This window comes from Amycolatopsis sp. NBC_00355, assembly GCF_036104975.1.
In the GTDB taxonomy this organism is placed as follows: Bacteria; Actinomycetota; Actinomycetes; order Mycobacteriales; family Pseudonocardiaceae; genus Amycolatopsis.
Window position 1 is genome coordinate 6,904,332 of the sequence record NZ_CP107982.1, and the last position, 23,577, is coordinate 6,927,908.

At 71.5% G+C, this 23,577-nt stretch carries 20 protein-coding genes and 1 tRNA gene; 13 read left to right on the plus strand and 8 right to left on the minus strand.

The annotated features are described in order from the left end of the window. Positions 1-53: 53 nt before the first annotated feature. From OHS18_RS31410 to OHS18_RS31420, 3 genes are all read left to right on the plus strand, one after another. Positions 54-1,823: a gamma-glutamyltransferase family protein gene (locus tag OHS18_RS31410; protein ID WP_328613318.1), complete on the plus strand. Its 1,770-nt coding sequence runs from the start codon at positions 54-56 to the stop codon at positions 1,821-1,823. A 64-nt stretch (positions 1,824-1,887) separates the two neighbouring features. After that, on the plus strand, positions 1,888-2,409 hold the full coding sequence (locus tag OHS18_RS31415; protein WP_328446527.1) for an RNA polymerase sigma factor: 522 nt from the start codon (positions 1,888-1,890) through the stop codon (positions 2,407-2,409). Then, entirely contained in the window at positions 2,402-3,292 is an 891-nt protein-coding gene (locus OHS18_RS31420) for a VOC family protein (RefSeq protein WP_328613319.1), read from the plus strand. Before OHS18_RS31415 ends, OHS18_RS31420 begins: the two co-directional genes overlap by 8 nt. A 64-nt stretch (positions 3,293-3,356) precedes the next feature. Here OHS18_RS31420 and OHS18_RS31425 read toward each other — a convergent pair whose 3' ends face one another. Continuing rightward, entirely contained in the window at positions 3,357-4,778 is a 1,422-nt protein-coding gene (locus tag OHS18_RS31425; protein WP_328613320.1) for an MFS transporter, read from the minus strand. A 101-nt stretch (positions 4,779-4,879) separates the two neighbouring features. Between OHS18_RS31425 and OHS18_RS31430 the strand changes: the two genes are divergently transcribed. The 3 genes from OHS18_RS31430 (at position 4,880) to OHS18_RS31440 (ending at position 7,576) form a co-directional block, all read left to right on the plus strand. Beyond that, positions 4,880-5,713 carry a helix-turn-helix transcriptional regulator gene (locus OHS18_RS31430; protein WP_328613321.1) on the plus strand — a complete coding sequence of 278 codons (834 nt, stop codon included), beginning with the start codon at positions 4,880-4,882 and terminating at the stop codon, positions 5,711-5,713. A 76-nt stretch (positions 5,714-5,789) separates the two neighbouring features. Beyond that, entirely contained in the window at positions 5,790-6,914 is a 1,125-nt protein-coding gene (locus tag OHS18_RS31435; RefSeq protein WP_328446519.1) for a sensor histidine kinase, read from the plus strand. Then, positions 6,911-7,576, plus strand: a complete 666-nt coding sequence (locus OHS18_RS31440; RefSeq protein ID WP_328613322.1) for a response regulator transcription factor — start codon at positions 6,911-6,913, stop codon at positions 7,574-7,576. Before OHS18_RS31435 ends, OHS18_RS31440 begins: the two co-directional genes overlap by 4 nt. Here OHS18_RS31440 and OHS18_RS31445 read toward each other — a convergent pair. From OHS18_RS31445 to OHS18_RS31455, 3 genes are all read right to left on the minus strand, one after another. Continuing rightward, entirely contained in the window at positions 7,557-8,150 is a 594-nt protein-coding gene (locus OHS18_RS31445) for a hypothetical protein (RefSeq protein WP_328613323.1), read from the minus strand. The genes OHS18_RS31440 and OHS18_RS31445 overlap by 20 nt on opposite strands. Before the next feature lie 207 nt (positions 8,151-8,357). Next, positions 8,358-9,593, minus strand: coding sequence for a DUF1707 domain-containing protein (locus tag OHS18_RS31450; protein ID WP_328446514.1), 1,236 nt, complete (start codon positions 9,591-9,593; stop codon positions 8,358-8,360). A gap of 154 nt (positions 9,594-9,747) precedes the next feature. After that, entirely contained in the window at positions 9,748-11,064 is a 1,317-nt protein-coding gene (locus OHS18_RS31455) for an alginate O-acetyltransferase AlgX-related protein (protein ID WP_328613324.1), read from the minus strand. A gap of 65 nt (positions 11,065-11,129) precedes the next feature. Between OHS18_RS31455 and OHS18_RS31460 the strand changes: the two genes are divergently transcribed. Continuing rightward, the gene (locus OHS18_RS31460; RefSeq protein WP_328613325.1) at positions 11,130-12,542 is read left to right on the plus strand and encodes a class I SAM-dependent methyltransferase; all 1,413 of its coding nucleotides are present in this window, start codon (positions 11,130-11,132) and stop codon (positions 12,540-12,542) included. Between the two features lie 44 nt (positions 12,543-12,586). Then, positions 12,587-15,763: a glycosyltransferase gene (locus tag OHS18_RS31465; RefSeq protein ID WP_328613326.1), complete on the plus strand. Its 3,177-nt coding sequence runs from the start codon at positions 12,587-12,589 to the stop codon at positions 15,761-15,763. Here the strand turns inward: OHS18_RS31465 and OHS18_RS31470 are convergent, their stop codons facing one another. Beyond that, a complete protein-coding gene (locus OHS18_RS31470) occupies positions 15,764-16,933 on the minus strand; it encodes a hypothetical protein (RefSeq protein WP_328613327.1) in 1,170 nt (389 codons plus the stop codon). A gap of 224 nt (positions 16,934-17,157) precedes the next feature. On the opposite strand from OHS18_RS31470, the gene OHS18_RS31475 reads away from it, so the two are divergent. The 5 genes from OHS18_RS31475 to OHS18_RS31495 all read left to right on the plus strand — a co-directional run bounded on the left by OHS18_RS31475 (position 17,158) and on the right by OHS18_RS31495 (position 20,886). Further along, positions 17,158-17,781, plus strand: a complete 624-nt coding sequence (locus OHS18_RS31475) for a hypothetical protein (protein ID WP_442875290.1) — start codon at positions 17,158-17,160, stop codon at positions 17,779-17,781. A gap of 69 nt (positions 17,782-17,850) precedes the next feature. Then, on the plus strand, positions 17,851-19,332 hold the full coding sequence (locus tag OHS18_RS31480) for a serine/threonine-protein kinase (protein ID WP_328613328.1): 1,482 nt from the start codon (positions 17,851-17,853) through the stop codon (positions 19,330-19,332). A 204-nt stretch (positions 19,333-19,536) separates the two neighbouring features. Further along, a complete protein-coding gene (locus OHS18_RS31485; RefSeq protein WP_328613329.1) occupies positions 19,537-20,076 on the plus strand; it encodes a DUF2716 domain-containing protein in 540 nt (179 codons plus the stop codon). A gap of 42 nt (positions 20,077-20,118) precedes the next feature. Beyond that, a complete protein-coding gene (locus tag OHS18_RS31490) occupies positions 20,119-20,520 on the plus strand; it encodes an immunity 7 family protein (RefSeq protein ID WP_328446500.1) in 402 nt (133 codons plus the stop codon). A 69-nt stretch (positions 20,521-20,589) separates the two neighbouring features. Further along, positions 20,590-20,886, plus strand: coding sequence for a YiaA/YiaB family inner membrane protein (locus OHS18_RS31495; protein WP_328446498.1), 297 nt, complete (start codon positions 20,590-20,592; stop codon positions 20,884-20,886). A 44-nt stretch (positions 20,887-20,930) separates the two neighbouring features. Here OHS18_RS31495 and OHS18_RS31500 read toward each other — a convergent pair whose 3' ends face one another. From OHS18_RS31500 to OHS18_RS31510, 3 genes are all read right to left on the minus strand, one after another. Beyond that, positions 20,931-22,397: a phosphocholine-specific phospholipase C gene (locus OHS18_RS31500; RefSeq protein ID WP_328613330.1), complete on the minus strand. Its 1,467-nt coding sequence runs from the start codon at positions 22,395-22,397 to the stop codon at positions 20,931-20,933. 101 nt (positions 22,398-22,498) lie between these two features. After that, positions 22,499-23,083, minus strand: a complete 585-nt coding sequence (locus OHS18_RS31505; RefSeq protein ID WP_328613331.1) for a lytic polysaccharide monooxygenase auxiliary activity family 9 protein — start codon at positions 23,081-23,083, stop codon at positions 22,499-22,501. Positions 23,084-23,438: 355 nt separating this feature from the next. After that, a tRNA-Gly gene (locus tag OHS18_RS31510) sits at positions 23,439-23,511 on the minus strand. Between the last annotated feature and the right edge of the window lie 66 nt (positions 23,512-23,577).

Genomic DNA, 23,577 nt, shown 5'->3' on the forward strand with positions numbered 1-23,577 from the left:
CTCCGCGCGTCCAAGGGGCGCGCGGAGTCCTTAGCAATGCGTACTATCGGGGCATGTTCACGACGAGGCCCGAGCTGGCCGGCACCTTCGGGATGGTCGCGTCGACGCACTGGCTGGCTTCGGCCACCGGCATGGCGGTGCTGGAGGACGGCGGCAACGCGTTCGACGCGGCGGTCGCCGCCGGGTTCGTCCTGCAGGTCGCCGAGCCACACCTGTGCGGCCCTGCGGGCCAGGTCCCCGGCATCTTCGTGACGGCGGACGACCCGACACCCCGCGCGCTCGCGAGCCAGGGCCCGTCGCCCGCGGCGGCGACGTCCGAACACTTCGCCGACCTGGGCCTCGACCTGATCCCGGGCAGTGGCCTGCTCCCGGCGACCGTCCCGGGCGCCTGGGACGGCTGGCTCCTCCTGCTCCGCGACTACGGCACGAAGTCGCTTCGCGAGGTGCTGCGCTACGCGATCGGCTACGCGCGCAACGGCACCCCGCTGGTCTCGCGGGTCGGTGACACGATCCGCGCCGTCGAAGGACTGTTCGTCGAGCACTGGCCGACGTCCGCGGCGCTCTGGCTGCCGGACGGCAAGCCCGCGGCCGGCCTGCACAAGAACCCGGCGCTGGCGGACACGTGGGAGCGTCTCCTGCGCGAGGCCGAGGCCGTCTCGGGACGTGAAGCGCAGCTCGACGCCGGCCGTCGTGCCTGGTCACAGGGTTTTGTCGCCGAAGCGATCGACGCGTTCAGCCGCACGGCGTTCCGCGACGACTCGGGCCGCGACCACGCGGGCCTGCTCACCGGCGACGACCTGGCGTCGTGGTCGGCGAGCTACGAAGACCCGGTCTCGGTGGACGTCGACGACTGGCGCCTCGTGAAGCTGGGCGGCTGGACACAGGGCCCGGCGCTGCTGCAGCAGGCGTTGCTGATGCACGGCTTCCGCGACGAGCTGTCCTTTGTGGACGGCGTGGCGTCGGAGCGCACAGTGCACCTGGCGGTCGAGGCGGCGAAGCTCGCCTTCGCCGACCGCGAGGCCTGGTACGGCGACACGGACGTCCCGCTGGACGTGCTGCTCTCGGCGTCCTACACCGATGCCCGACGCGCGCTGATCACCGACACGGCGTCCGCTGACCTGCGCCCCGGCGACGCTCGCGGCCCGGCCCGGCTGCCGGCGATCCTGGACTCGCTGCAGGGCTTGCGGGCGGAAGGCGGCGCGACGGGCGAACCGACGGTCGGCCCCCAGGGCCAGACCCGCGGTGACACCGTCCACCTCGACGTCGTCGACGCGGCGGGAAACCTGGTCTCGCTGACGCCGTCCGGTGGCTGGCTGCAGTCGAGCCCGACGATCCCCGAGCTGGGCTTCTGCCTCGACTCGCGTGGCCAGATGTTCTGGCTGGAACAAGGCCTGCCGAACTCCCTGGCCCCGCGCAAGCGCCCGCGCATCACGCTGTCGCCGTCGCTGGCCCTGCGCGACGGCGTCCCGGCGCTGGCGTTCGGCACCCCGGGCGGCGACCAGCAGGACCAGTGGCAGCTGTGCTTCTGGCTGGCCCACGTCTACGGCGACCTGAACCTCCAGGAGTCGATCGACGCGCCGGCCTGGCACACGACGGCGTTCCCCAGCTCGTTCTACCCGCGCTCGTGGAACCCGCGCGAGCTGGTGGTGGAGTCGCGACTGGGCGCGGCCACACTGGACGGCCTGCGAAACCGCGGCCACGAGCTGATCGACGCCGGCGACTGGGCCCTGGGCCGCCTCTCGGCGGTCTCCCGCACCGGCGACGGCGTGCTCCGAGCGGGGGCCAACGCCCGCGGCATGCAGGGCTACGCGGCGGGCCGGTAGCGCCGATCGAAAATATCCGGGATTCACCCGTCGGAAAACGTCGCCCCCGAGCGACGATGAGGGTGTGACGGAACCTCGGGTACAGCCGGACCCGGCCTTCGCGCTGCTCGGGCTCTACGAGACCGCGTTGCCGGAGGTCTACGGGTACCTGCTGTCCCGGTGCGGTGACCGGACGCTCGCCGAGGAGCTCACTTCCGAGACCTTCCTCGGGGCGGTCGCCGCCTGCCGCAAGGAGTACGCACCTCCAGTGAGCACCGGGTGGCTGATCGGCGTCGCCCGGCACAAGCTCGCCGACCACTGGCGGCGCAGAGAACGTGAGGAACGCGGGTTGCGCCTGGTGCACGACAGTGCGCCCGACGTCGAGGACCCGTGGGACGAGCAGCTCGACGCCCTGCGCGCGAGACAGGTGCTCGAATCCCTCGGGCCCCACCACCAAGCGGCACTGACCTTGCGCTACGTCGACGGCCTCGGGGTGCCCGAGGTCGCCGGCCACCTGGGCCGGAGCGTGCACGCCACCGAGGCGTTGCTCGTGCGGGCCCGCGCCGCGTTCCGGCGTTCCTACGAGAAGGGGGGTCGCGATGCCTGAGCCGTTCGACGCGCTCCGCCGGCCCTCCGACCGGGTCGTCCCCGATCCGGACTTCGCCGCCGAACTGCGCGACAACCTGCGTCGCGTGATCTTGAACGGAGCCGACATGACCACGACGGAAGCCCCTGCCACCACCGCCGAGCTGCGGTCGCTGACGCCCTACCTCGCCGTCTCCGACGCCCGTGCGGCGCTCGACTTCTACGTCGACGTCTTCGGCGCGACCCGGCGCGGCGAGCCGATTCTGATGGACGACGGCCGCGTCGGGCACGCCGAGCTGGCCATCGGCGACGCCGTGCTGATGCTCGCCGAGGAGTACCCGGAGATCGGGCACGTCGCCGCCGAGGGTGGCGCGTCGGTGCGGGTCGAGGTGCCGGACCCGGACGTCAGCGTCACTCGCGCCCTCGAACTGGGCGCGACGCTGATCCGCGCGGTGAGCGACTCGCCGTACGGCCGCGGCGGCTCGTTCCGCGACCCGTTCGGCCAGCGCTGGCTCGTGTCGCAGGCCGCCCCCCGGAGCACGCCTCAGCCCGAGCCGCAGCCCAAGCCGGGCGAGTCGATGTACTTCACGTTCCAGGTCCCGGACGCCGAACCCGCGAAGACGTTCTACGGCGCGGTGCTCGGCTGGCAGTTCTCGCCCGGCTCGGTCGAAGGCGCCTGGGGCATCGAGGGCGACGGCCGCCCGGGTGGCCTCTGGGGCGGGCCCGGCCGCCAGGTCGGCTGGAAGCTGATGTTCGCCGTGGACGACCTGGCCGCCGCGCTCACGCGGGTGCGGGACCAGGGCGGCCAAGCGGGCGAAGTCGAGAACCACCCGTACGGCTTCACCGCCGACTGCACCGACAACCAGGGCATCGAGTTCTGGCTGTGGGAGCAGCCGAGCAGCTGATCCGAAGTCCGTGAATGTCACATTGAGGGACTCGGAGTCCCTCAATGTGACATTCACGGACGTTTCACACCCGCGGGTCCGGCAGCCGGCGCGCGGTGATCGCGACGACCACCGCCAGCGCCGCCACCAGGCCGATGACCAGCGCGAACGCGTTGCGCGCGCCCGTCGCCGACAGGGCCGCGTACAGGCTTCCGAGCGTCGCGATGCCCAGCGCCAGCGACGTCTGCTGGGTCGTCGTCATCACGCCCGAGCCGACGCCGGCCAGGTCCGTCGGGACGTGGGACAGCACGATCCGGAACAACGTCGTCATCGCCAGCGCGTTGCCCACGCCGATCGCGACCATGGCCGGGGCCAGGTCGAGGACCGTCAGGTGCGGCCACTGCGCCAGCGACGTGCACAGCAGCGCCACCATGCCCACCGCGTTGATCGCGCCGCCGATCGCGACGACCTTCTGGCCGTAGCGAGCCACCAGGCGGCTGCTCAGCATCGACACGGTGAAGTACGCGATCGCCATCGGCGTCAGCGCCGCGCCCGCGCCCAGCGGGCCGAAGTGCAGGCCCTGCTGCAGCGTCATCGCGATCACGAACATGAACGAGCCGAACGCGGCGAAGAACGGGACCCCCACCATCAGCCCGCGGCGGACGCTCGGCAGCCGCATCACCGACGGCGGCAGCAACGGCGTCCCGCCCCGGCGCTCGAGACGGCGCTCGACGTGCACGAACGCCGCCGCGGCGACCGGGGACAGGGCCAGCAGCACGATCGACCAGACCGGCCAGCCCAGCGCGCGGCCTTCCATCAGCGGGACCAGCACCGACAACAGCGCCACCGCGAGCAGCGAGGTCCCGAGGCGGTCGACGCCCAGCGGGTTGTGCGCGCGGCTTTCCGGCAGGCGGCGCGCCATCAGCAGCACCACCAGGCCGATCGGAACGTTCACCAGGAAGATCGGCCGCCACCCGGTGCCGAACAGGTTCGCCGCCACCAGGGCGCCGCCGGCGAGCTGGCCCACGACCGTCGAGATGCCGCCCGTCGCCCCGAACAGCCCGAGGGCGCGGGACCGCTCCTCGCCGGACGTCGTCGCCTGGATGATCGAGAGCACCTGCGGGAGCAGCAACGCCGACGCCGCCCCCTGCGCGGCGCGGGCGATCACCAGCGTGGTCGCCGTCGGGGCGATCCCGCAGGCCAGGGACGTCAGCGTGAACAGCCAGAGGCCGGCGAAGAACAGCCGCCGCCGGCCGAACGAGTCGCCGAGGCGGCCGCCGACCACCAGCAGCACCGCGTACGCGATGCCGTAGGCGGCGACCACCAGCTCCAGGGTGGCCGTGGACGCGTGGAGGTCGGCGTCGATCGTGGGCAGGGCGACGTTGACGATGAAGAAGTCGATGATCGGGAGGGCCGCCCCCAGCAGCACGGTGACCAGGCCGGCGGGGGTCAGTCCCGGCCTGGCCGGGACGCCGGGGGTGGCCGGCGCGAGTTGGGTCGTGGTCATGAGTACTACGATCGACCTCGAGTTAACCTGGTACCAGTTGTTGTTTATCCAGGTACCGTCACTACCTGGTACCAGTTCCGGTGACGTGCGATCCTGGCACCATGACCACGGCCGTCGAATCCGAACTCCGCCGCCAGGAGCTGGCGCGGTTCCTGCGCAGCCGGCGTGCGCGGATCACGCCCGAGCAGGTCGGCCTGCCGCTCGTGGGCCGGCGCCGGACACCGGGGCTGCGCCGCGAAGAGGTCGCGCAGCTCGCCGGGGTCGGGGTCACCTGGTACACGTGGCTCGAGCAGGGCCGCGACATCAACGCGTCCGAGCAGGTGCTGCAGGCGATCGCGCGCACCCTGCGCCTCGACCCGCACGAGCACACCCACCTCTTCCGGCTGGCCGGCGCGCCCGCGCCGGAGACCGGGAAGGACTGCCAGGTCCTCTCGCCGCAGCTGGAAATGATGCTGAAGAAGCTCGAGCCGTACCCGGTCGCGGTGCGCAACGCCCGCTGCGACCTGCTGGGTTACAACCGCGGTTACAACTGGCTGATGGGCGACGTCGACGCGATCCCGTTCGAGGACCGCAACACCCTCGTCCAGTGCCTGCTCAACCCGCGGTGGCGCGAGCGGATGCTGGACTGGGACACGAACATCCCGCGCGTCATCGCGTCGTTCCGCGCGGCGATGGCCGAGCACGTCGCCGAGCCGGCGTGGAAGCAGCTGGTCAAGCGGCTGAAGGCGGAGTCGCCGCTGTTCGCCGAGCTCTGGCCGCACCACGACGTCAACTCCGAGCCGATCCGCACCAAGCGCTACCTGCACCCGGACGTCGGGCTGCTGTGCTTCAACTTCACCTACCTCTACTTCGGCCGCCGCTCGGAGATCACCGTGTCGACCTACACCCCGGCGGACGCGGAGACGGCGGCGAAGCTGCCGCTCATGTTCGACTGACTACGGCATCCGACGTACGCGGAGAGTCGCTTCCGGACGGACGCGGTCACCGCCGCCGACCGGTAGTTTTCGCGGTATGAGACGGCCGCCGCAGTCACGCTTGTCCCCGTGGGTGGGGCGCGGGGTGCGCACCGTCGTCGTCACGGTCTTCGTGCTCGGCGCGACCAGCGGCGCGTCGCGCTGGCAGCCCGGCTCGCCGCAGATGACGCCGCTCGCCGGCGCCTGGCTCGTCGCCACCACGCTGACGCTGCTGCTCGTCCACCGCTTCCCGCTGACGCTCTTCCTGGTCACGACGGCGTCCGCGTTCGGCTACTACGCCTCGGGGTTTCCCGGCGGGCCGGTCATCGTCGTGCCGACCATCGCGCTGTTCGTGCTGACCCGGCAGCGCGGCCCACTCGTCGCCGGGATCACCGGCGCGAGTGCGCTGGCCGTGCTCTACCTGGCCCACATCGTCACGTCGGGGTCGTTCGTGCTTGCCCTCGGCGCCGGGTTCCTCGTCGTCTGGCTGGTCGCGGTGATCGGGATCGGCACCGCCGTCCGGTACCAGTTCGCCGCCGTCGCGGCCCGGCGTGAGCAGGCCGACGAGCACCGCCACCGGCTCGCCGAGCAGGAGCGGCTGCGGATCGCGCGCGAGGTGCACGACGTCGTCGCGCACAGCCTCGCCATGATCAACGTCCAGGCCGGGGTCGCCGCGCACGTCGCCGACCGGCGGCCCGAGCAGGCGAAGGAGGCGCTGCTCAACATCAAGGAGGCCAGCGCGTCCGCGCTCAAGGACCTGCGCGCCACTCTCGCCGTGCTGCGGTCCGGGGAGGACAAGGCGCCCGCGCCGAGCCTCGCCCAGGCCGCCGAGCTGCTGGCCCACGCGCGCGACGCCGGGCTCACGGTCGACGTCCACGGCGCGACCGGCGAGCTCCCGGCACCGGTCGACGCCGCCGGGTACCGGATCCTGCAGGAGTCGCTGACCAACGTCGTCCGGCACGCCGACCAGCCGCACCACGTCGACGTCCGGTTCGGGCGGCCGCCGGGTGCCTTCACACTCCGGGTGCGCGACGACGGCCGCGGCACCGGCCGGCCTACCCCGGGCCACGGCCTGCGGGGCATGGCCGAACGCGCCGCGGCGCTCGGCGGGCGCTTCACCGCCCAGCCGGTCGACGGCGGCTTCGAAGTGTTCGTCGAACTACCGATCGAGGGAGAAGCATGATCCGCGTCCTGCTGGCCGACGACCAGGTGCTGGTCCGCGCCGGGTTCCGGGTGCTGCTGGAGACCGAGGACGGCTTCGACGTCTGCGCCGAGGCGGGGGACGGCGAGCAGGCCGTCGCACTCGCCATCGAGCACAAACCCGACATCGTCGTGATGGACATCCGGATGCCCGGCGTCGACGGCCTCGAAGCCACCCGCCGGATCTCCGCGACCCCCGAGCTCGCCGGCACGAAAGTGCTGGTCCTGACCACCTTCGACATCGACGAGTACGTCTACGAGGCGCTGCGCGCGGGCGCCAGCGGGTTCCTGCTCAAGGACACCGAGCCGGTCGAGCTGCTGCGCGCGCTGCGCGTCGTCGCGAGCGGGGAGGCACTGCTGGCGCCGACCGTCACGCGCCGGCTGATCCAGGAGTTCGTCGGCCGCCCGGAGAACCGGCGGATCGACACCAGCGCCGTCCGCGAGATCACCGACCGCGAGCGCGAGGTCCTCGGCCTGGTCGCGGGCGGGATGTCGAACGACGAGATCGCCGCCCACCTGGTGATCTCGACGGCGACCGCGCGCACCCACGTCAGCCGCATCATGACGAAGATCGGCGCCCGCGACCGCGCCCAGCTGGTGGTGCTCGCCTACGAGTCCGGCCTGGTCACTCCACGTCGGTCGTGACGCGGGAGCGGCGCAGCGCGACGAAGACGTTCAGCACGAAGACGACCAGCAGCAGGCTCACCGGCAGCCAGAACCCGGGCCGCAGGTCGACCGCGGCGTTGGCTTCGTCGTCGAGGTCGGGCCGGCTCGTCGACAGCGTCGAGACGGTGGCCGCGATCCTCCGCGTGTAGTCGGTGAGGTTCTGCAGCGCGAACACCTCGGTCACCACGAGCAGCGCGGCACCCGCGCCGGCGAGGACGACCGCGGTCAGCGCGCGGGCCTTCGGCGTCCGCAGCAACGCCGTCCCCAGGCCGAGGACCAGCAGCACCCCGGCGGCGATCGCCAGGACCTGGACCAGGCCCGGCATGTCGAACTTGTCCTCGACGGCCGTCTGCTCCGCCGGGGTCAGGCCGAGGCCGTCGATCCCGGTGAACTTCTGCTGGCCGGAGGCCAGATCGGCGCCGGAGTAGGTCACCGCGGCCCGGGTGCCGTCCGGCGCGTCGCAGGACGCGGCCATGCACGGCAGGAACAGGAAGAGCAACAGGGCGAGCAGGAAGCCGGCGGGGGTGATCCGGCGCGTCACGAGCTGGGGCACGCCGACGACCCAACCACAGCTCAGCCGCGCTTGACCCGCCGCACCAGGCGAACCGCCCGCACCAGGAACACGACGGCGAGGACGCCGACCAGGCAGATCCAGATCACGGCGCCTCCTCTCCCGGACGATGCTCTGTTCAGAGGGCGTCCGGGAGGGGGAGGGGGTTCACCGACACGGCCTATGTCACACCTTCGGGCTAAGCCGTGCTCAGTTGTTCGTGCGCTCCGTCGGCGGCGCCTTCTGGACCTGGGCGGTCAGCAGCGTCTTGAACGAGGCGAGCGTCGCGTCCTTGGACGGGCCGAACGAGTCGACGATGACGACCCGGTTGTAGAGGACGTAGACCGCGCGGTAGACCTGCTGGCTGCTGTCCGCCGCCGAGAACACCTGGACGCCGTGCAGGGACAGGTTGCGGTTGGCGGTCAGGCCGCCTTCCTGCTCGGCGTTCGCGTACTCCGCCGCCACCGCGGACGCGGCCTGCGTGTTCGGCAGCTCCAGCGCGAACAGGCCGAGCGTGACGTCGCCGTCCTTGGTCGTCTTGAGCAGGCCGTCGGTCATGCCGCCGGACTTGAGCTTCTCGATGACCGTGGTCGGCAGGTACTTGGCCGACTGCAGCTTGTCCAGGTCGAACTCGCCACCACCGGCGCGGGTCGTACCGGCCGGGGTGACCAGCGCCGCGGAGTTGTCGCTCGGCTCGGGCTTGGCCGCGGGCGGCTCCGGCAGCGGCTTCACCGTCGGGGCCGGCGGCGGCTGCTGGGTGGTGCTCTGCTGGGCGACCGGCGGCGTGGTGCCGTTGTCCTTGATGAACAGCGCCCAGACGCCGTAGCCGAGGCCGGCCACGACCAGGACGGCGATCACGGCGAAGGCGATCTTCTTGCCCTTGCCGGACGACGGCTGCGTCTGGAAGCTCTCCGGGCCCTGGCTGATCCAGTCCGCGTTGCCCGGCTGCGACATCGGCGGGAAGTCCGAGCCGCCCCACGGCGGGCTGACGTCCTGCTGCTGCGCGCCCCACGGGTTCTGCTGGGACGGCTGCTGCGGCGGCCGCTGGAAGCCGCCGGCGGGGGACTGCTGCCCGTACTGCTGCTGCGGCTGCGGGAACCCGCCGGCCGGCGACTGCTGGCTGTACTGCGGCTGCTGTTGCTGCTGCCACTGCGGGACGACCTGGGTCCGCTCGCCACCCCCGGCGTCGGACGCGGAGACGACCTGCGTCGCCTCGGCCGACTCGGCCGGCTGCGCGGGCAGGGCCACCGGCGCGATGATCTGGGTCTCGGAGGCGCTGTCGCCCACCGGCTGCTGCGGCGCGGGCTGGGCGGGGGCGGCCTGGCTGTCGCCGGTCGTGACGGCCATGGACAGCACCCGATCACGCCGCGACCGGTACTCGTCGGCCGTCAGGTTTCCCGCCGCGAGTTCCTCGTCAAGCCTGCGCAGCTCTTCCTGCCAGGTCACCCCGGTACCCCCTTCGGGTAGATCGCCTGCGAAATCGTGCGAGAGTGTGGGTGCAGCCGCGTGACCGCACGGAGTCATTGTGCACGGGTGTGCTCACCTGTTCGTCGCCCACCACCCCGTCGTTACCTTCGGGTGGCGGATCCCGCTTCCCAGGTCACCTGGGGTGTTGCGCGAGCACGGCGGCGAGCTGGTCGATGGTCTGGTTCCGCAGCAGCGGCGACGATCCGCCGATCACGCTCCGTTCGACCAGTTCGAAGGTGATCACGTCCCGGTCGGCGAACAACCCGGTCAGTTCCCGCGCGTTGCTCTGCGCCGTCGTCTCGGCGTGCACGATGGTGACGTCCTGGCAGGTCGCGGCCAGGAACGGGCTCGCGAACTGGGTGAACGAGTCGGCCACGACAGCGGTGTTCTGCCCGATCGAACCGGCCGGCTTCGCGCCGTCGGGCTGGGTCAGGTGCAGCGGCGTCTTGAAGTCGCTGGCGATGTAGCGGGTGCGGTCGGCGCCGCCGTCGGTCGAGAGGCTGTAGGTCGTCAGTTTCCGCTGCTCGTCACGGCCGAGCACGCGGGCGAGGTCCGCGGGCCAGGGCCGGGTGCCGTTCGGCGCCGCCTGCCAGCGGACCGTGCTGCCCGGCTGGATGGACTGCCCCAGCGCGTACGTCATGACCAGGCCGCCGTCGAACGACCAGTGCGTGTCGTTCGGGTCGTACAGCGAGTGGCCGGTGCGCTTCTCGGCGTCGGCGAGCGCGGGCCGCAGGTCGATCGCGCCCGTCTCGCGGGGCACGCGGTTCCAGAACTCGGCGGTGCGGGCCTGGGCGCACGGCTTGCCGACGTAGTTGTCCGGCAGGTGCGACGGCTCTTCGCTGTACTTGTCCGGGGCGATGACCAGCTCGAACTTCCGCCCGGAGTTCTCGACCGCGGCCCGCAGCTTCCGCAGCGCGGCGACGACGTGATCGGTGTCCATCACCGGCCGGCACCGCGCGTTGACGTCCTCGCCGAGGTACATCCAGCCGTCCTTGCCCGGGAGCACGGTCGGGTAGACGTAACCCGGGACGTCGCCGGTGCTGGGCTGGCCCTGGTCGACGCCGACGGTGCCGCCCTCGTGGCTGGTGCCCTGGCCGGACCCGGGCGGGTCGCCGAAGACGCCGGTGCTGATGCCGTCGGCGGCCTGGACGCCGGCCTGGCGCAGCGGCAGGTGGTCGGTGGCCCAGCCGGCCATGCCGGTGAAGAAGCCCCAGCCGTCACCCAGGCTGGGGAAGTCCCGCAGCGGCCGGTTCTCGAAGGCGGTGGGGTGCACGCCGACCGCGGACAGCAGCAGCGGCGTCACGAAGAAGAAGGCCGCGCAGGCGAGCGCCGTGCGCTGGCGTTTGCTGTGCCGGGGCCGGTAGAGGTTGTGCTCCTTCGGCAGCCAGGACTCCGGGGTCCTCGGCAGGCCCGGGTCGGTGGGCAACTGCGACGGAGGACGGGAGGACACGGCCGTATCCTAGCGCCGGGCCGGAGCGTGGCGGCCCCGAACAGGTGAACGCGAGGGGACGTGCGATGAACGGTGGCCGAGGGCCGGGCTACGACCAGCGGCTGGCCCGGGAACGGGACACCTTCGCCGACCAGGAGGACATCCACGGCAACCTGCCGCCGTCGGCGCACCGCTGGTCCAACAAGCACGTGCGGCCGAAGCTCGACGCGCTCGGCGTGCCGGGCATCGACGAGCTGATCGTCGGCCAGATCGCCGAACGCGCTTCGCGGCTCGACCGCGACACCGTCGTGCTGTCGCTGGGCAGCGGCAACGGCGACCAGGAGCTCGGCTGGCTGCGCGGCCTGTCCGAGGCCGGTCTGGACAACGTCCGGCTGCGGCTGCTGGAGCTGAACCCGGACATGCAGGCCCGCGCCGAGGCGGCCGCCCGCGAGCAGGGCGTGGCCGACCGCGTCGAGCTGATCACCGCGGACTTCAACACCTGGCGCGCCGACGCCGAGCACGATGTCGTCGTCGGCTTCCAGGCCCTGCACCACGTGCTCGACCTCGAACACCTCTACGCGCAGATCACGAGCAGCCTCACCGGGGACGGCGTCCTGGTCGTGCACGACATGATCGGCCGCAACGGGCACCGCCGGTGGCCGGAGGCCCTGGAGGTCGTCGACCGGATCTGGGCGACGCTGCCGCCGGAGCTGCGCCGCAACGCGCTGACCGGGCAGGTCGACGAGCAGTTCGTCGACATCGACTGCGCGGCCGACGGTTTCGAGGGCATCCGCGCCCAGGACGTCCTGCCGGTGCTGCTCGACCACCTGCACCCGAGCCTGTTCCTGCCCTACGGCAACGTGATCGACCCGTTCGTCGACCGGATCTACGGCCACAACGTCGACCTGGACAACCCCGTGCACGTCGAGCTGCTCGACCAGGTCGGCGTGCTCGACGACGCCCTGCTCGACCTCGGGGTCGTCACCGGGACGCGGCTGACCGCGCTGTTCCACCCGACACCGCAGCCGCTGCGCGTGCACGGCACCCGGACGCCCGAACGGTCCGTTCGCGACACCCGCGTCGTCGATCCGGCGGGTCGCGCTTCGTTCCGCCCCGGCGGCACCGGCGGCGAACAGCTGGTGCGCGGCGCGGGGATCGCGACCGGCCGGATCAACGGCCTCTACCACGATGACTGGGCGGCGCCGTCGATCGAGTTCCCGCTGCTGCCGACCACCGCGGTCGGCGCCCTGGAACTGCACACCTACCTGCCGGACGATGCCACCGAGTACGGCGGCGTCACCGTCTCCGTGGACGGCGTCCCGGTCGCGAAGGCCGACGTCGGACCCGGGCTGGTCGAGCAGGTCCTGCCGGTCCGGCTCGACGCCCACCGCCAGGTGCGGCTGTCCGTCGACGCCGACTGGTCGCTGACCGCCGGGCTCGGCGGCGACCGGCGGACGCTCTCCTACATCCTCGTCGGGCTGTCCCTGATCGAAAGGTGAGGTAGCGGCCCGGCGGGGCCGCTGGGGCAGCTAATCTGCCCGGCATGGGCAAGGGGACGAACGCCGAGCGGCTGATCGACTGGACCGGCGAGCGGTGCGTGCCGTGGACCGAAGACCTCCAGGTGATCTACGAGCACTACCACCGCTACGCGTTCGCGGCCCGGTTCGTCGACGGCAAGCGCGTCCTCGACCTGGCCAGCGGCGAGGGTTACGGCGGCGCGCTGCTGGCGCGCACGGCCGCCGAGGTCGTCGGCCTCGAGATCGACCCGCGGACCGTCGAGCACGCCCGGACCCGCTACCCGGACTCGCGTTTCGAGGTCGGCTCGATCACCGACCCGAAGGCCCTTGACGGCGAAACCTTCGACGTCATCACCTGCTTCGAGGCGATCGAGCACGTCGACGAGCAGGACAAGCTGATGGAGCTGGTCACGGCCCGGCTCGCGCCGGGCGGGGTCTTCCTCTGCAGCACGCCGGACATCGAGGTCTACACGCACGACCACGGCAACGAGAACCCGTACCACGTGCACGAGCTGACCGAGTCCGCGTTCCGGTCGCTGCTCGCCGGCAGCTTCGAGCACGTCGTCGTGCTGCGCCAGAACGTCGCCGTCGGCTCGCTGATCCACGACAACGGCGCCGGCTCCGGCGCCGAGGTCCTCACCGTGGCGCAGGACGACGCCGACGGCTGGGTCGTCGAAACCGGCGCGCCGCACACCTACTTCGTCTCGGTCGCCTCCGCGAAGCCGATCGACGTGCCCTCGACGTCCGCGATGGTCGACCCGAAGCTGACGCTCGTCGCGCGCGCCGCCGCCGAGGCCGGCCGCCTGCGTGACGAGCTGGGCCGCACCGAAGCCGAGCGCGCGCAGGCGACCGCGTCCGTCTCCCAGCTGACCACTCAGCTGTCCGAGATGACGGCCGCCGAGCGGCAGGCCGCGACCGAACGCGACGAGGCGCTGCGCCAGGCCGACCGCGCCCGCGAGGACCGGCAGCGCGCGGCCGACGAGCTGAACCGCCTGCAGCGCAAGGCCGGCTACGACAGCGAACGGCTGGAGTGGCTGGCGAGCAACAACTCCGGCCTCTCCGACACCATCGGCCGGCTCGCCGCCGAGAACGAAAAGCTGCGCGCCGAGACGTCCGCGCTCGTGCAGCGCGCGATCGGCAAGTACCGCGGCTCGATCGAGAAGTTCGCGCCCCGCGGCACCCGCCGTCGCGACTTCTACGAGACGGCGCTCGGGCGCCCGGCCGGCGTGCTGCCCGGCCAGCCCGCCGCGGTACCCGGCCCGGTCGCGGTGACCACCAGCGACCAGCCGATCGTCAGCGTCGTCATCCCGGTCTACGGCAACTGGCCGTTCACCCGCGGCTGCCTCGACTCGATCCAGCGGCACCTGCCCTCGACGCCGTTCGAGGTCATCGTCGTCGACGACGCCTCGCGGGACGACTCCGCCGACCGCGTCGCCGGGTGCGCCGGGGTCCGGCTGGTCCGCGCGCCGAAGAACCTCGGGTTCGTCGGCGCCTGCAACCTCGGCGCCGAGAACGCCCGCGGCGACTTCATCTTCTTCCTGAACAACGACACCGAGGTCACGGCGGGCTGGCTCGACGAGCTCGTCGGCGTCGTCGAGACGCGCCCGGACGTCGGGCTCGTCGGCTCGAAGCTCGTCTACCCGGACGGCCGGCTGCAGGAGTGCGGCGGCATCATCTGGGCCGACGGCACCGGCTGGAACTACGGGCGGCTGCAGTCGCCGGACGCGCCTTGGTACCAGGCGCTGCGCGACGTCGACTACTGCTCCGGCGCGGCGCTCATGGTCCGCCGCGACCTGTTCGAGCGCGTCGGCGGCTTCGACACGCGCTTCTCGCCCGCTTACTACGAGGACACCGATCTCGCGTTCGCCGTGCGGGCGGCCGGGTACCGGACGATGGTCCAGCCCGCGTCGGTCGTCGTGCACCACGAAGGCATCACCAACGGCACGGACGTCTCCTCGGGCGTGAAGCGGCACCAGGAGCTCAACCGCGGCGTCTTCGTCGACAAGTGGAGCGTCCAGCTGCGCGACCACTTCCCCGAGGCGAGCCCGCGCGCGGTGTGGGCCGGGCGGCAGCGCACGAAGGACGGCCACCGCGGCGGCACCGTGCTGGTCGCCGACCACCAGGTGCCCATGCCGGACAAGGACTCCGGCTCCGTGCGGATGTTCCGGATCCTCGAGCTGCTCGTCGGGCTCGGCCACCGCGTCGTGTTCATGCCGCTCAACAACGCGCTCCCCGAGCCGTACGCCGGCGCGCTGTACCGCGCGGGCGTCACCGTCGTCACCGGGCTCGGCGAACAGCTGGAGTTCCTGCGCGAAGCCGGCGCCGACCTGAAGCTGACCGTCCTGTCGCGGCCGCACGTCGCCTGGCAGCTGCTGGAGCAGGTCCGCGAGCACGCGCCGGACTGCCTCATCGCCTACGACACGGTCGACCTGCACTTCGTCCGGCTCAACCGGCAGGCCGACCTGGCCGCGCAGCTCGGCGACACCCGCGAGGAGCTGACGCTGCGGCGCCGCGCCGAAGTGCTGCGGGAGTCCGAGCTGGGCCTGACCCGCGCCACCGACGTCACCTTCGTCGTGTCCGATGTGGAGCGTGCGCTGCTGGCCGAGCTGGTCCCGTCGGCGCGGGTCGAGGTGCTGTCCAACGTGCACCACGCGGACGGCTCGGTGGCCGTCCCGGAAGGACGGTCGGGGGTGCTGTTCGTCGGCAGCTTCGACCACCTGCCCAACCGGGACGCGGCACGCTGGCTGGCGACCGAGATCATGCCGCTGGTGCGGCGCCGCCGGCCGGACGCGGTCGCGCAGATCGTCGGCAGCAACCCGCCGCAGGAGATGTTCGACCTCGAGCGCGAGGGTGTCGTCGTCCGCGGCTGGGTGCAGCACCTGGACGGCGCCTACCGCGAGGCCCGGGCCGTCGTCGCGCCGCTGCGCTTCGGCGCCGGCGTCAAGGGAAAGCTGGGGGAGAGCCTCGGGTACGGCGTCCCCGTGGTCGCCACCCCGCTGGCCGCCGAGGGCATGCATCTGACGCACGGCCGGGACGTCCTCGTCGGCAGCACCGCCGAGGAGCTCGCCGAGGAGATCGTCACCCTGCTCGACGACGACAAGCTCTGGCAGCGGCTGTCCGAAGAGGGCAAGACCGTGGTGGACCGCCTGTTCGGCGCGGACGTCGCCCGCCGCACCCTGGAGGGCGTGCTCGACGGGGCGTGATCAGCTGGGCGGCAAGGCCTTCTGGAACACCGCGAGCGCGTTGTCCAGGCTGGTCTTCAGCCCGGCCTTGTCCTGGTTGAACGGCAGGGACGCCCAGAGCACCACGGCGACCTTGCCCGAGGTGTACCAGGTGCCGTCCATCCGCTGCTCGCCGCTGCGGCCGCTGACGACCTTCCCGTCGGCGTCGAGCGGTTTGAACCCGCCGGCGTCGGCTGCGGCGCGGAGGTACTCGACGACGGCCTTCGCGCCGTCTTCGTTCTCCGTCGGGATCGCGTAGGCGAGGAACCCGGTGTCGCCGGAGTTCGACGCGCGGTAGACGAGCTGCGTGACGCCGTGCTGCGAGAAGACCTGCGCGGTCTCCTTGGGGTAGAGGTTCAGGTCGAGGCCCTTGGCCAGCGACATCGTCGAGCTCTCCGGGTGCTGCACGCCGGGCAGCGGCGGGACCTGGTCCTCCAGCTGCGGCTGGGCCGCGGCGGCCGGCGGCTGCGTCACGCTCGGGGTGTACGTCGTGAGCGCGTTCGGCGCCGGGTCGTCCTTCCCCAGCCACATGGTCGCGCCGATGATCATGCCGAGCACGACCAGCACGCCGAGGGCGATGAACGGCCACGTCGTCCAGGTCCGCCCGGACGACTCCTCGTCGTCGACACCCCACCGGTGCTTCCCGGGGCCGTCGTCGGCCGGCTCGGTTTCGTGCTGCTGGGTCTCGCCGCCCGGCGGCGTGATCGGCGGGAACCGGCTGCCGGGGGGCTGCTCGACCTGGCCGTCGACCCGCAGGTAGCGGGTCGGGGTGATGTCGGCCGGGCTCGGCGCGGTGGTCATGTGGTCCGGCAGGGCCGGCACGCTGCTGGTCGACATCGCCTTCGGCAGCCCGGTGCGCTGCCACGGCGGGTGCGGCCGCTGCGCGTGCGCGTGTGCGTGCGGCACCATCGGCCGCGGCGACTCCATGCGCTGCGGCGGCGGGCCCTGCTGGGCCTGCGAGGGGTGGCCGGCGGGGTTGGTGCTCCGCCAGGCTTCACCCGGACGGCGTAGCGGGGACGGCACCGGTGACGGAACCGTCGATCCGGAGGCCTGTGCGAGCAGCTCGTCCCGCTGTTTGCGGTGGTCAGCGGGCTCGATCCGACCTTCGGCAAGCTCCGCGTCGAGGCGGCGAAGCTCTTCCTGCCAGCTCATCCTTGGACCCCCATCCACCATTCGGGGCATCAGTCTGGCACGGGCTGCCGACCAGCGAGGTTGCGGTTTGAGGTTGATCGGCAACGTAGCGCAAGTCGCCGGATTTCGGGAGTCCCGCCGGGCAACCTCCCCGCGTCACCCGTCAGGACCCCGAAACTGTCGTACATATGTTCTAAAATTGGCGTTGTACAGGGGAGATGCCGCTCGCAACCGCGGGTGGTGTGATGGAGGAAGGCAGGGCCATGGCCTACATCACCCTGCCCACATTCGTGGGCTACAGCGCCAGTTCCGGTCCGTCGCGGTCGTCGTTCGTGCGGCGCCAGCGGCGGTTGTACGAGGACCCGGCGCGGGCCGCGTTCAACTACTACCGGCGGGCGGCCAACGCCGTGCGGTCGGGACGCGCGGCGAACCAGGACGAGGTGGCGCTGCGGGCGCTGGTCAACGCGGCGGACGAACGGACGAAGCCGCACTACAGCGCGATCGCCGAGGGCTGGCTGCGCTACCTCGGCCGCAAGTCGCCCCGGCTGATCGAGGTCGGCCGCGGCCGGTGCCGGCTGGGCGACCTCGAGATCGGCGTCAGCCCGCAGCTGGGGCTCCGCAAGAGCAACGGCCGGCGCTACGCGACCTGGCTGTACTTCAAGGAGGAAACCCTGACCAAGTCGTCGGCCCAGCTCGCGCTGTGGGTGCTGGAGCAGGCGATGCCGGACATCCTGCCGGGCGGCGAGGCGCTGGTGATCGACGTCCGCCGGGCGAAGGAGTTCCAGTTGACCCCACGCGACCGCGAACGGCTGCGGCCCTGGGCCCGCAGTGAGGCCTCGGCGTTCCTGACGCTCTGGGACGTCGCCTGAGCCAGGGAGGCGCCGGGTTCGCTCGGCGCCTCCCTGGTTAACATCGCCCCGAGCTCAGGGGGGCGACGAATGAGACTTGTCGCGGGCAGGTACGCGATCTCGGCCGAACTGGGCCGGGGCGGGATGGGCGTCGTCTGGCGCGGCGAGGACCAGTTCCTCGGGCGGCCGGTGGCGCTGAAGGAGCTGGCCACGCCGCCGGGCGCCTCGCCGGTGCACCTCGAGCGCGTCCTGCGCGAAGCCCGCACGGCCGCGCAGCTGACCCATTCCGGCGTCGTCACGGTGTACGACGTCGTCAGCGAACACGGCGCCACGTTCATCGTGATGGAGCTGGTGATCGCGCCGACGCTCGCCGACCTCGTGGGCCGGGAGGGGTACCTGGCGAACGACCGCGTCGCCGCGCTCGGCCTGCAGGTGCTGAGCGCGCTGGAAAGCGCGCACGCGGCCGGGATCGTGCACCGGGACGTCAAGCCCAGCAACATCATGGTGCTGCCCGGCGACCGCGTGAAGCTCGCCGACTTCGGCATCGCGCGGGCGATGGACGACCCGGGCCTGACCCAGACCGGCGGCGTGATGGGCTCGCCGGGGTACATGCCGCCCGAGCTGTTCGCCGGCGCCGGGCCGTCACCCGCGTCCGACCTCTGGTCGCTGGGCGCGACGCTGTTCCACGCCGCCGAAGGCCGGGCGCCGTTCCAGCGCACGACGACGGCCGCGACGCTGCACGCGATCATGTACGACCAGCCGGTGCTCGAACGTTGCCGCGGCCCGCTCGCCGACGCCGTGCGCGGGCTGCTCACGCAGTCCGTTTCGGACCGGCTGGACGCGGCCGGCACGCGGCGGCTGCTGGAAGCCGCGCGCACCGGCACGCGGACACGAGCCGTGGATCCGGCCGACCTGCCGACGACCGCCTTCCAGGCGGTGCCGGCCGCAGCGGACCGGAAACGGCGGCTGCCGTTGGTGCTGACCGGCGTGGCGGTCGCGGTGATCGCGGCGCTCGGCGCGATCTTCCTCCTGAAGCCGGACAGCACGACGCCGGTGGCCGCGGGCGCGCCGGGCCCCACGCCGACGTCTTCCGCGACGCCGGCGACCACGAAGCACAGCAGCAGCAGCAGCAAGAAACCCACGCCGTCCCGGAGTTCCGGTGCGCCGTCGTCGACCGCGGGTAAACCGGATCCGGTGAAGGTGCCGCTGATCCGCTTCCACCACCCGGACGGCGGCCACTTCAGCGGGACGAAGAAGGTCGGCCCGCCGGCCGGCTTCAGCAAGGAAGGCGCCTTCGGTTCGCTCGTCGCGACGGCCGAGCCGGGCACCCGGAAGCTGTTCGCCTGCAAGGTGAAGGACAAGAAGGACTGGTTCACCTCGCCCGACCAGAGCGGCAAGTGCGAGGGCCAGCAGGCGCTCGGCCTGCTCGGCTACGTCTACGCCGACCCGCCGACCTGGTCCGGTTCACGGGCGCTCTACCGCTGCGACGCGGGCGCGAGCCACTTCGACTCGCTCGACGCCGGCTGCGAGGGCAAGAAGAAGGAGTTCCTGCTGGGCTACGTCGTCGGCTGAGCCGGCAGGACGTCCGCCACCACTGCTCGCCGTCGCGGACGAAGGCCCCGTGCACGAAGATGACCCCTATGGTGACAACCTGACAGAACCCACCCGGTCGAGTGACACAGTTCGCGATGAGCGGACGAGGACTGGACAAACCGGAGAGCGAACACGAAGCTTTCGCGTGTTCTTTCGTGCCTGGCCAAGTCAGAGGTCGAAAAAGTGAATGCTGCCTGGGAAGCCGTCTCCCGCGTCGCCGACGAGCCCGCCTGGTACTGGGTGTACGACAAGCTGGCCTTCTTGCCGAGCACCTACGCCCACGCCTGGCCCGGCTTCCACGAGCCCGTGCCGTCGCGCACCTGGGACCTTTCACCCGGCGACCTCGACCGCGCGTCGGCGGAGTTCCGCCTCGGCCCGTACGCGGTGGACGAGCGCCAGGTCGCGTCCATCGCGCTGGCCGCGTTCCGCGAGGTCTGCAGCCCGGACGACTGGCTGTGGGCGCTGCACTGGCAGCACCAGTCCTACCGCGTCCGCCCGCACCTGGTGACCGAGGGCGCCCGCTGGCCGGTGCCGGTGTTCCCGCGCGCGGACTACCACCTGTTCCTGGCCCGGGACTTCTCGTTCGGCACCCTCGGCCACCCGTGGGAGCGCACGCTCTGCGTGTTCGGCGAGCCCCTGGTGTCGGCGTTCGAGCGCCTCGGCGAAGGCGTGCTGGGCAACGTCCTGCGCCGCGACGGGAAGCCGTCCGCGCTGGCCCGCTAGCCCGGCATCTGCGCTGGTTGATCTCTTGCTACCGTTGTGCCGGTGTTCGAATACCACGGCTGGGTGACCATCCAGGCGACCGCGAGCGGCGATGACGACGCGGCGCTCCTGGAGCGCTTGGTCGACCGCGTGCATCGCGCGATCCGCGACGCGGGCGACTTCGACCTGGTCGACCTCCGCTGGAGCGCGGGCATGCCGATGCTCCACTTCGGCGGCTTCGACAAACACGGCGGCGAGCTGGCCCCCGACCTCCTGGAGATGTTCACCAGGGTCGGCGAGCTGGCCGCGGGCTCGTACGGCCTGCTCTACGTCTGGGACGACCAGGACACCGAGCACGACAACGACTTCCGCGTCTACCGCATGGCCCGAGGCCAGGTAACGGAGCGCGAAGACCCGCACCTCACACCGGTGGCCCCGACGGTCCTGGACGTCTACGAGCTGTAGCCGCATCGCAATGCCGGCTGAGTAGTACTGCTCAAGACACCCGTGGGTCCGCGGCGAGACCGTGGTCACATGACCAAGTCCGGTTCTTCCGCAGCGTCACCCACCACCACCGCGTTCTACGCGCAGGCCGCCCTCTCGTTCGGGCTCGCCCTGGCCGCCGTCACCGCCGGGATCGTGTACCTGCCGGTGAACGGCTGGGTCCGCGGCTTTCTCGCCCTCGGCATGCTCTACCTGGTCACCTCGGCGTTCACGCTCGCCAAGTGCGTGCGGGACAGACAGGACGAGACCTCCGTCGTCTCCCGCGTCGACCAGGCCCGGCTCGACAAGCTGCTCGCCGAGCACGATCCCTACAAAACGACCGTGTGACGGGGAACGGCCACCCTCGCGAAAGAGGGTGGCCGTCCAGGACCTCAGTGGCGCGGCACCCGCGGCCGGCCGCCCGGCTCCTGCTTCGGCGGCTGCTGGCCGGTGCCCGGGAACGTCGGCGCCGGCAGGTTCGCCGCTTCGTACCGCGACAGCGTCAGCGGGCCCGACGTGTCCGGCAGCACCGGCGGCTCGGACTTGTGGTCGTCGAAGCGGAACGCCGACGTCATGTCCCCGAAGGTGCGCCGGCGCCACTGCGAGATGTTCGGCTCCGCCACGCCCGTCACCTTCTCCAGGAACCGCAGCGTCGACGTGTGGTCGAAGTTCTCGCTGCACACCCAGCCGCCCGCGGTCCACGGCGAGATCACGATGGCCGGGACGCGGTAGCCGGCGCCGACCGGGAGGCCGTTGCCCGGGGTGCCGCCGGGGGACGTCTTGGTGACGAACTCGCCCGGCGTGCCCGCGGGCGGGGTCGGCGGGACGATGTGGTCGAAGAGGCCGTCGTTCTCGTCGTAGTTGAGGATGAAGACCGTCTTGGCCCAGACTTCCGGGTTCGCGGCGATCGCGTCGATCTTCGACGCGACGAACGCCGCGCCCTCGGCCGGCGTGTACTGCGGGTGCTCCGACGCCGTCGAGGTGCAGATGATCCACGAGACCGTCGGCAGCTTGTCGTTGCGCGCGTCGTACTCGAACTGGCCCTCGGGCCGGTGCGTGAGGCCGTTGACCGCCAGGGGCGAGTCGGCCGGCGCGTTCTTGAAGTTCGCGAAGTTCTCCAGCATGTTGCAGCCGTAGGTGTCGGTCTGCTCGTACACCTTCCAGCTGACGCCGGCCGCCTGCAGCCGCTCCGCGTAGGTCGTCCAGGTGTAGCCGCCGGCCGGCGCCTTGTTGTCGAGGATCGGGCCGCCGTGCTCGCCGTCCGGGTCGATCGTGCCGGTCATCCACATCATCCGGTTCGGCCAGGTCGGGCCGAACACCGAGCAGTGGTAGCTGTCGCAGATGGTGAACGCCTCGGCCAGCGCGAACTGGAACGGCAGGTCCGCGCGGGTGTGGTAACCCATCACGTACGGGCCGTTCTTGCCGTCGGCCTTGCGGTGCGCCGGCAGCCAGCTGTCCATCTTGCCGCCGTTCCAGGCGTCGTGCTGGACCTGCCACGCGTGCGACGTCGACGGGATCTTCTGCGCGTTGGTCGCGTGCGTGTCGAGGTGGAACGGCAGCGCGTAACCCGCCGGGTTCTCGGCGTCCGGCTGGTAGAAGACCGGTTTGCCGTCCGGCAGCCGCGCGGCGTGCGGGTCGCCGAACCCGCGGACGCCGGACAGCGTGCCGAAGTAGTGGTCGAACGAGCGGTTTTCCTGCATCAGCAGCACGACGTGCTCGATGTCCTTCAGCGAGCCGTGCTTGGGGGCGCCCTGGGCGAGCGCGCGCTGGACGTTCGGGGGCATCAGGGTGGCCGCGGCCGCGGTGGCGGCGACCCCGGCGGCAGATCCGAGAAGACGGCGACGAGTCAGTTCGGTCATGGCTGACACCTTCGTTTCCCGGTTGTCACCCGAAAAGGTGGCAACCGGGAACGCGAGCGGAACACGAAGTGAAAACCGTGGCCGAACCGGCACGAACCAGGTCAGAAAGTAACGTCCGAGCACTGGTAGAACGCGTTGGCCGTGTCGGCGATGTCCCAGACGGCGAGGATCATGTGCCGCCCGCTCTTGCCGGCCGGCAGCTTGCCGCTGTGCGACACCGTGGTGCCGGGTCGCTGGCCGTTGAAGGGCACGGTCAGGAACGGCGTGGTGTCCAGCTGCGCCCGGGTGAGCGGCGCCGAGGGGTTCCAGCCGTTCCTGGTGACGAAGTAGCGGAACGATGTCGTCGAGTGGGCCGCGGTCAGCGTCCACTTGAACGTGTAGGTCGCGCCCCTGGTGAGCTTGGTGGCCGGCCAGGTGCCACCGCGCTGGTCGTCGAGTTCGGCGAAGCGTGAGACGCCGGCGGAGCAGAGCTTCCCGTCGGCGGGCCCACCGCTGGGGAAGTTCTTCGGGCCTTCGGTGCTCTGCGGTTCGTACTGGATGGCGCCGCAGCCGGTCACGGCGCCGGTGCTGCACTTGTACGCCCGGCTGGGCGGGGTGGTGGTGTAGCCGTGGCCCCAGGCGACACCGGTGAACAGGAGCGGAAGGGCGAGAGCGGCTGCGACGGCGAGGACGAGCTTCTTGACCATGTGACTCCTCTCACAACAGGTACCCCAGAAGTGTGAAGAATTCACGTCAATGGTTCAGACCACCGCCCGGCCCAACTTCACCACCGCGAGGCTGGTGCCATCGGTCCAGACAATGGACCGAAAGACGCAAGGAGTAGTACCCACCGGAACACCGAGAAAAGCACAGGCAAGCGCGGAGAGAACCAGCACCAGGCAAGCGCGGAGAGAGTCAGCGCTAGGCGAGCCCGGAGAAGCAGCGGCAGCCCCGGAAGCCCAAGAAAGGCACCGTGGGGGGTCCGGGGGGCTCGGCCCCCCGGGTGAAACGGCGAAGGGCCTGTGTCGACGCTTTCTGTCGACACAGGCCCTTCGGAACCTGAGCGGATGACGGGATTCGAACCCGCGACCCTCACCTTGGCAAGGTGATGCGCTACCAGCTGCGCTACATCCGCGTACAGCGTCCTTGCGGCTGCTGTGAGAAGAACTCTATACCCTCGCCAAACTGCTCCGATGAGCGG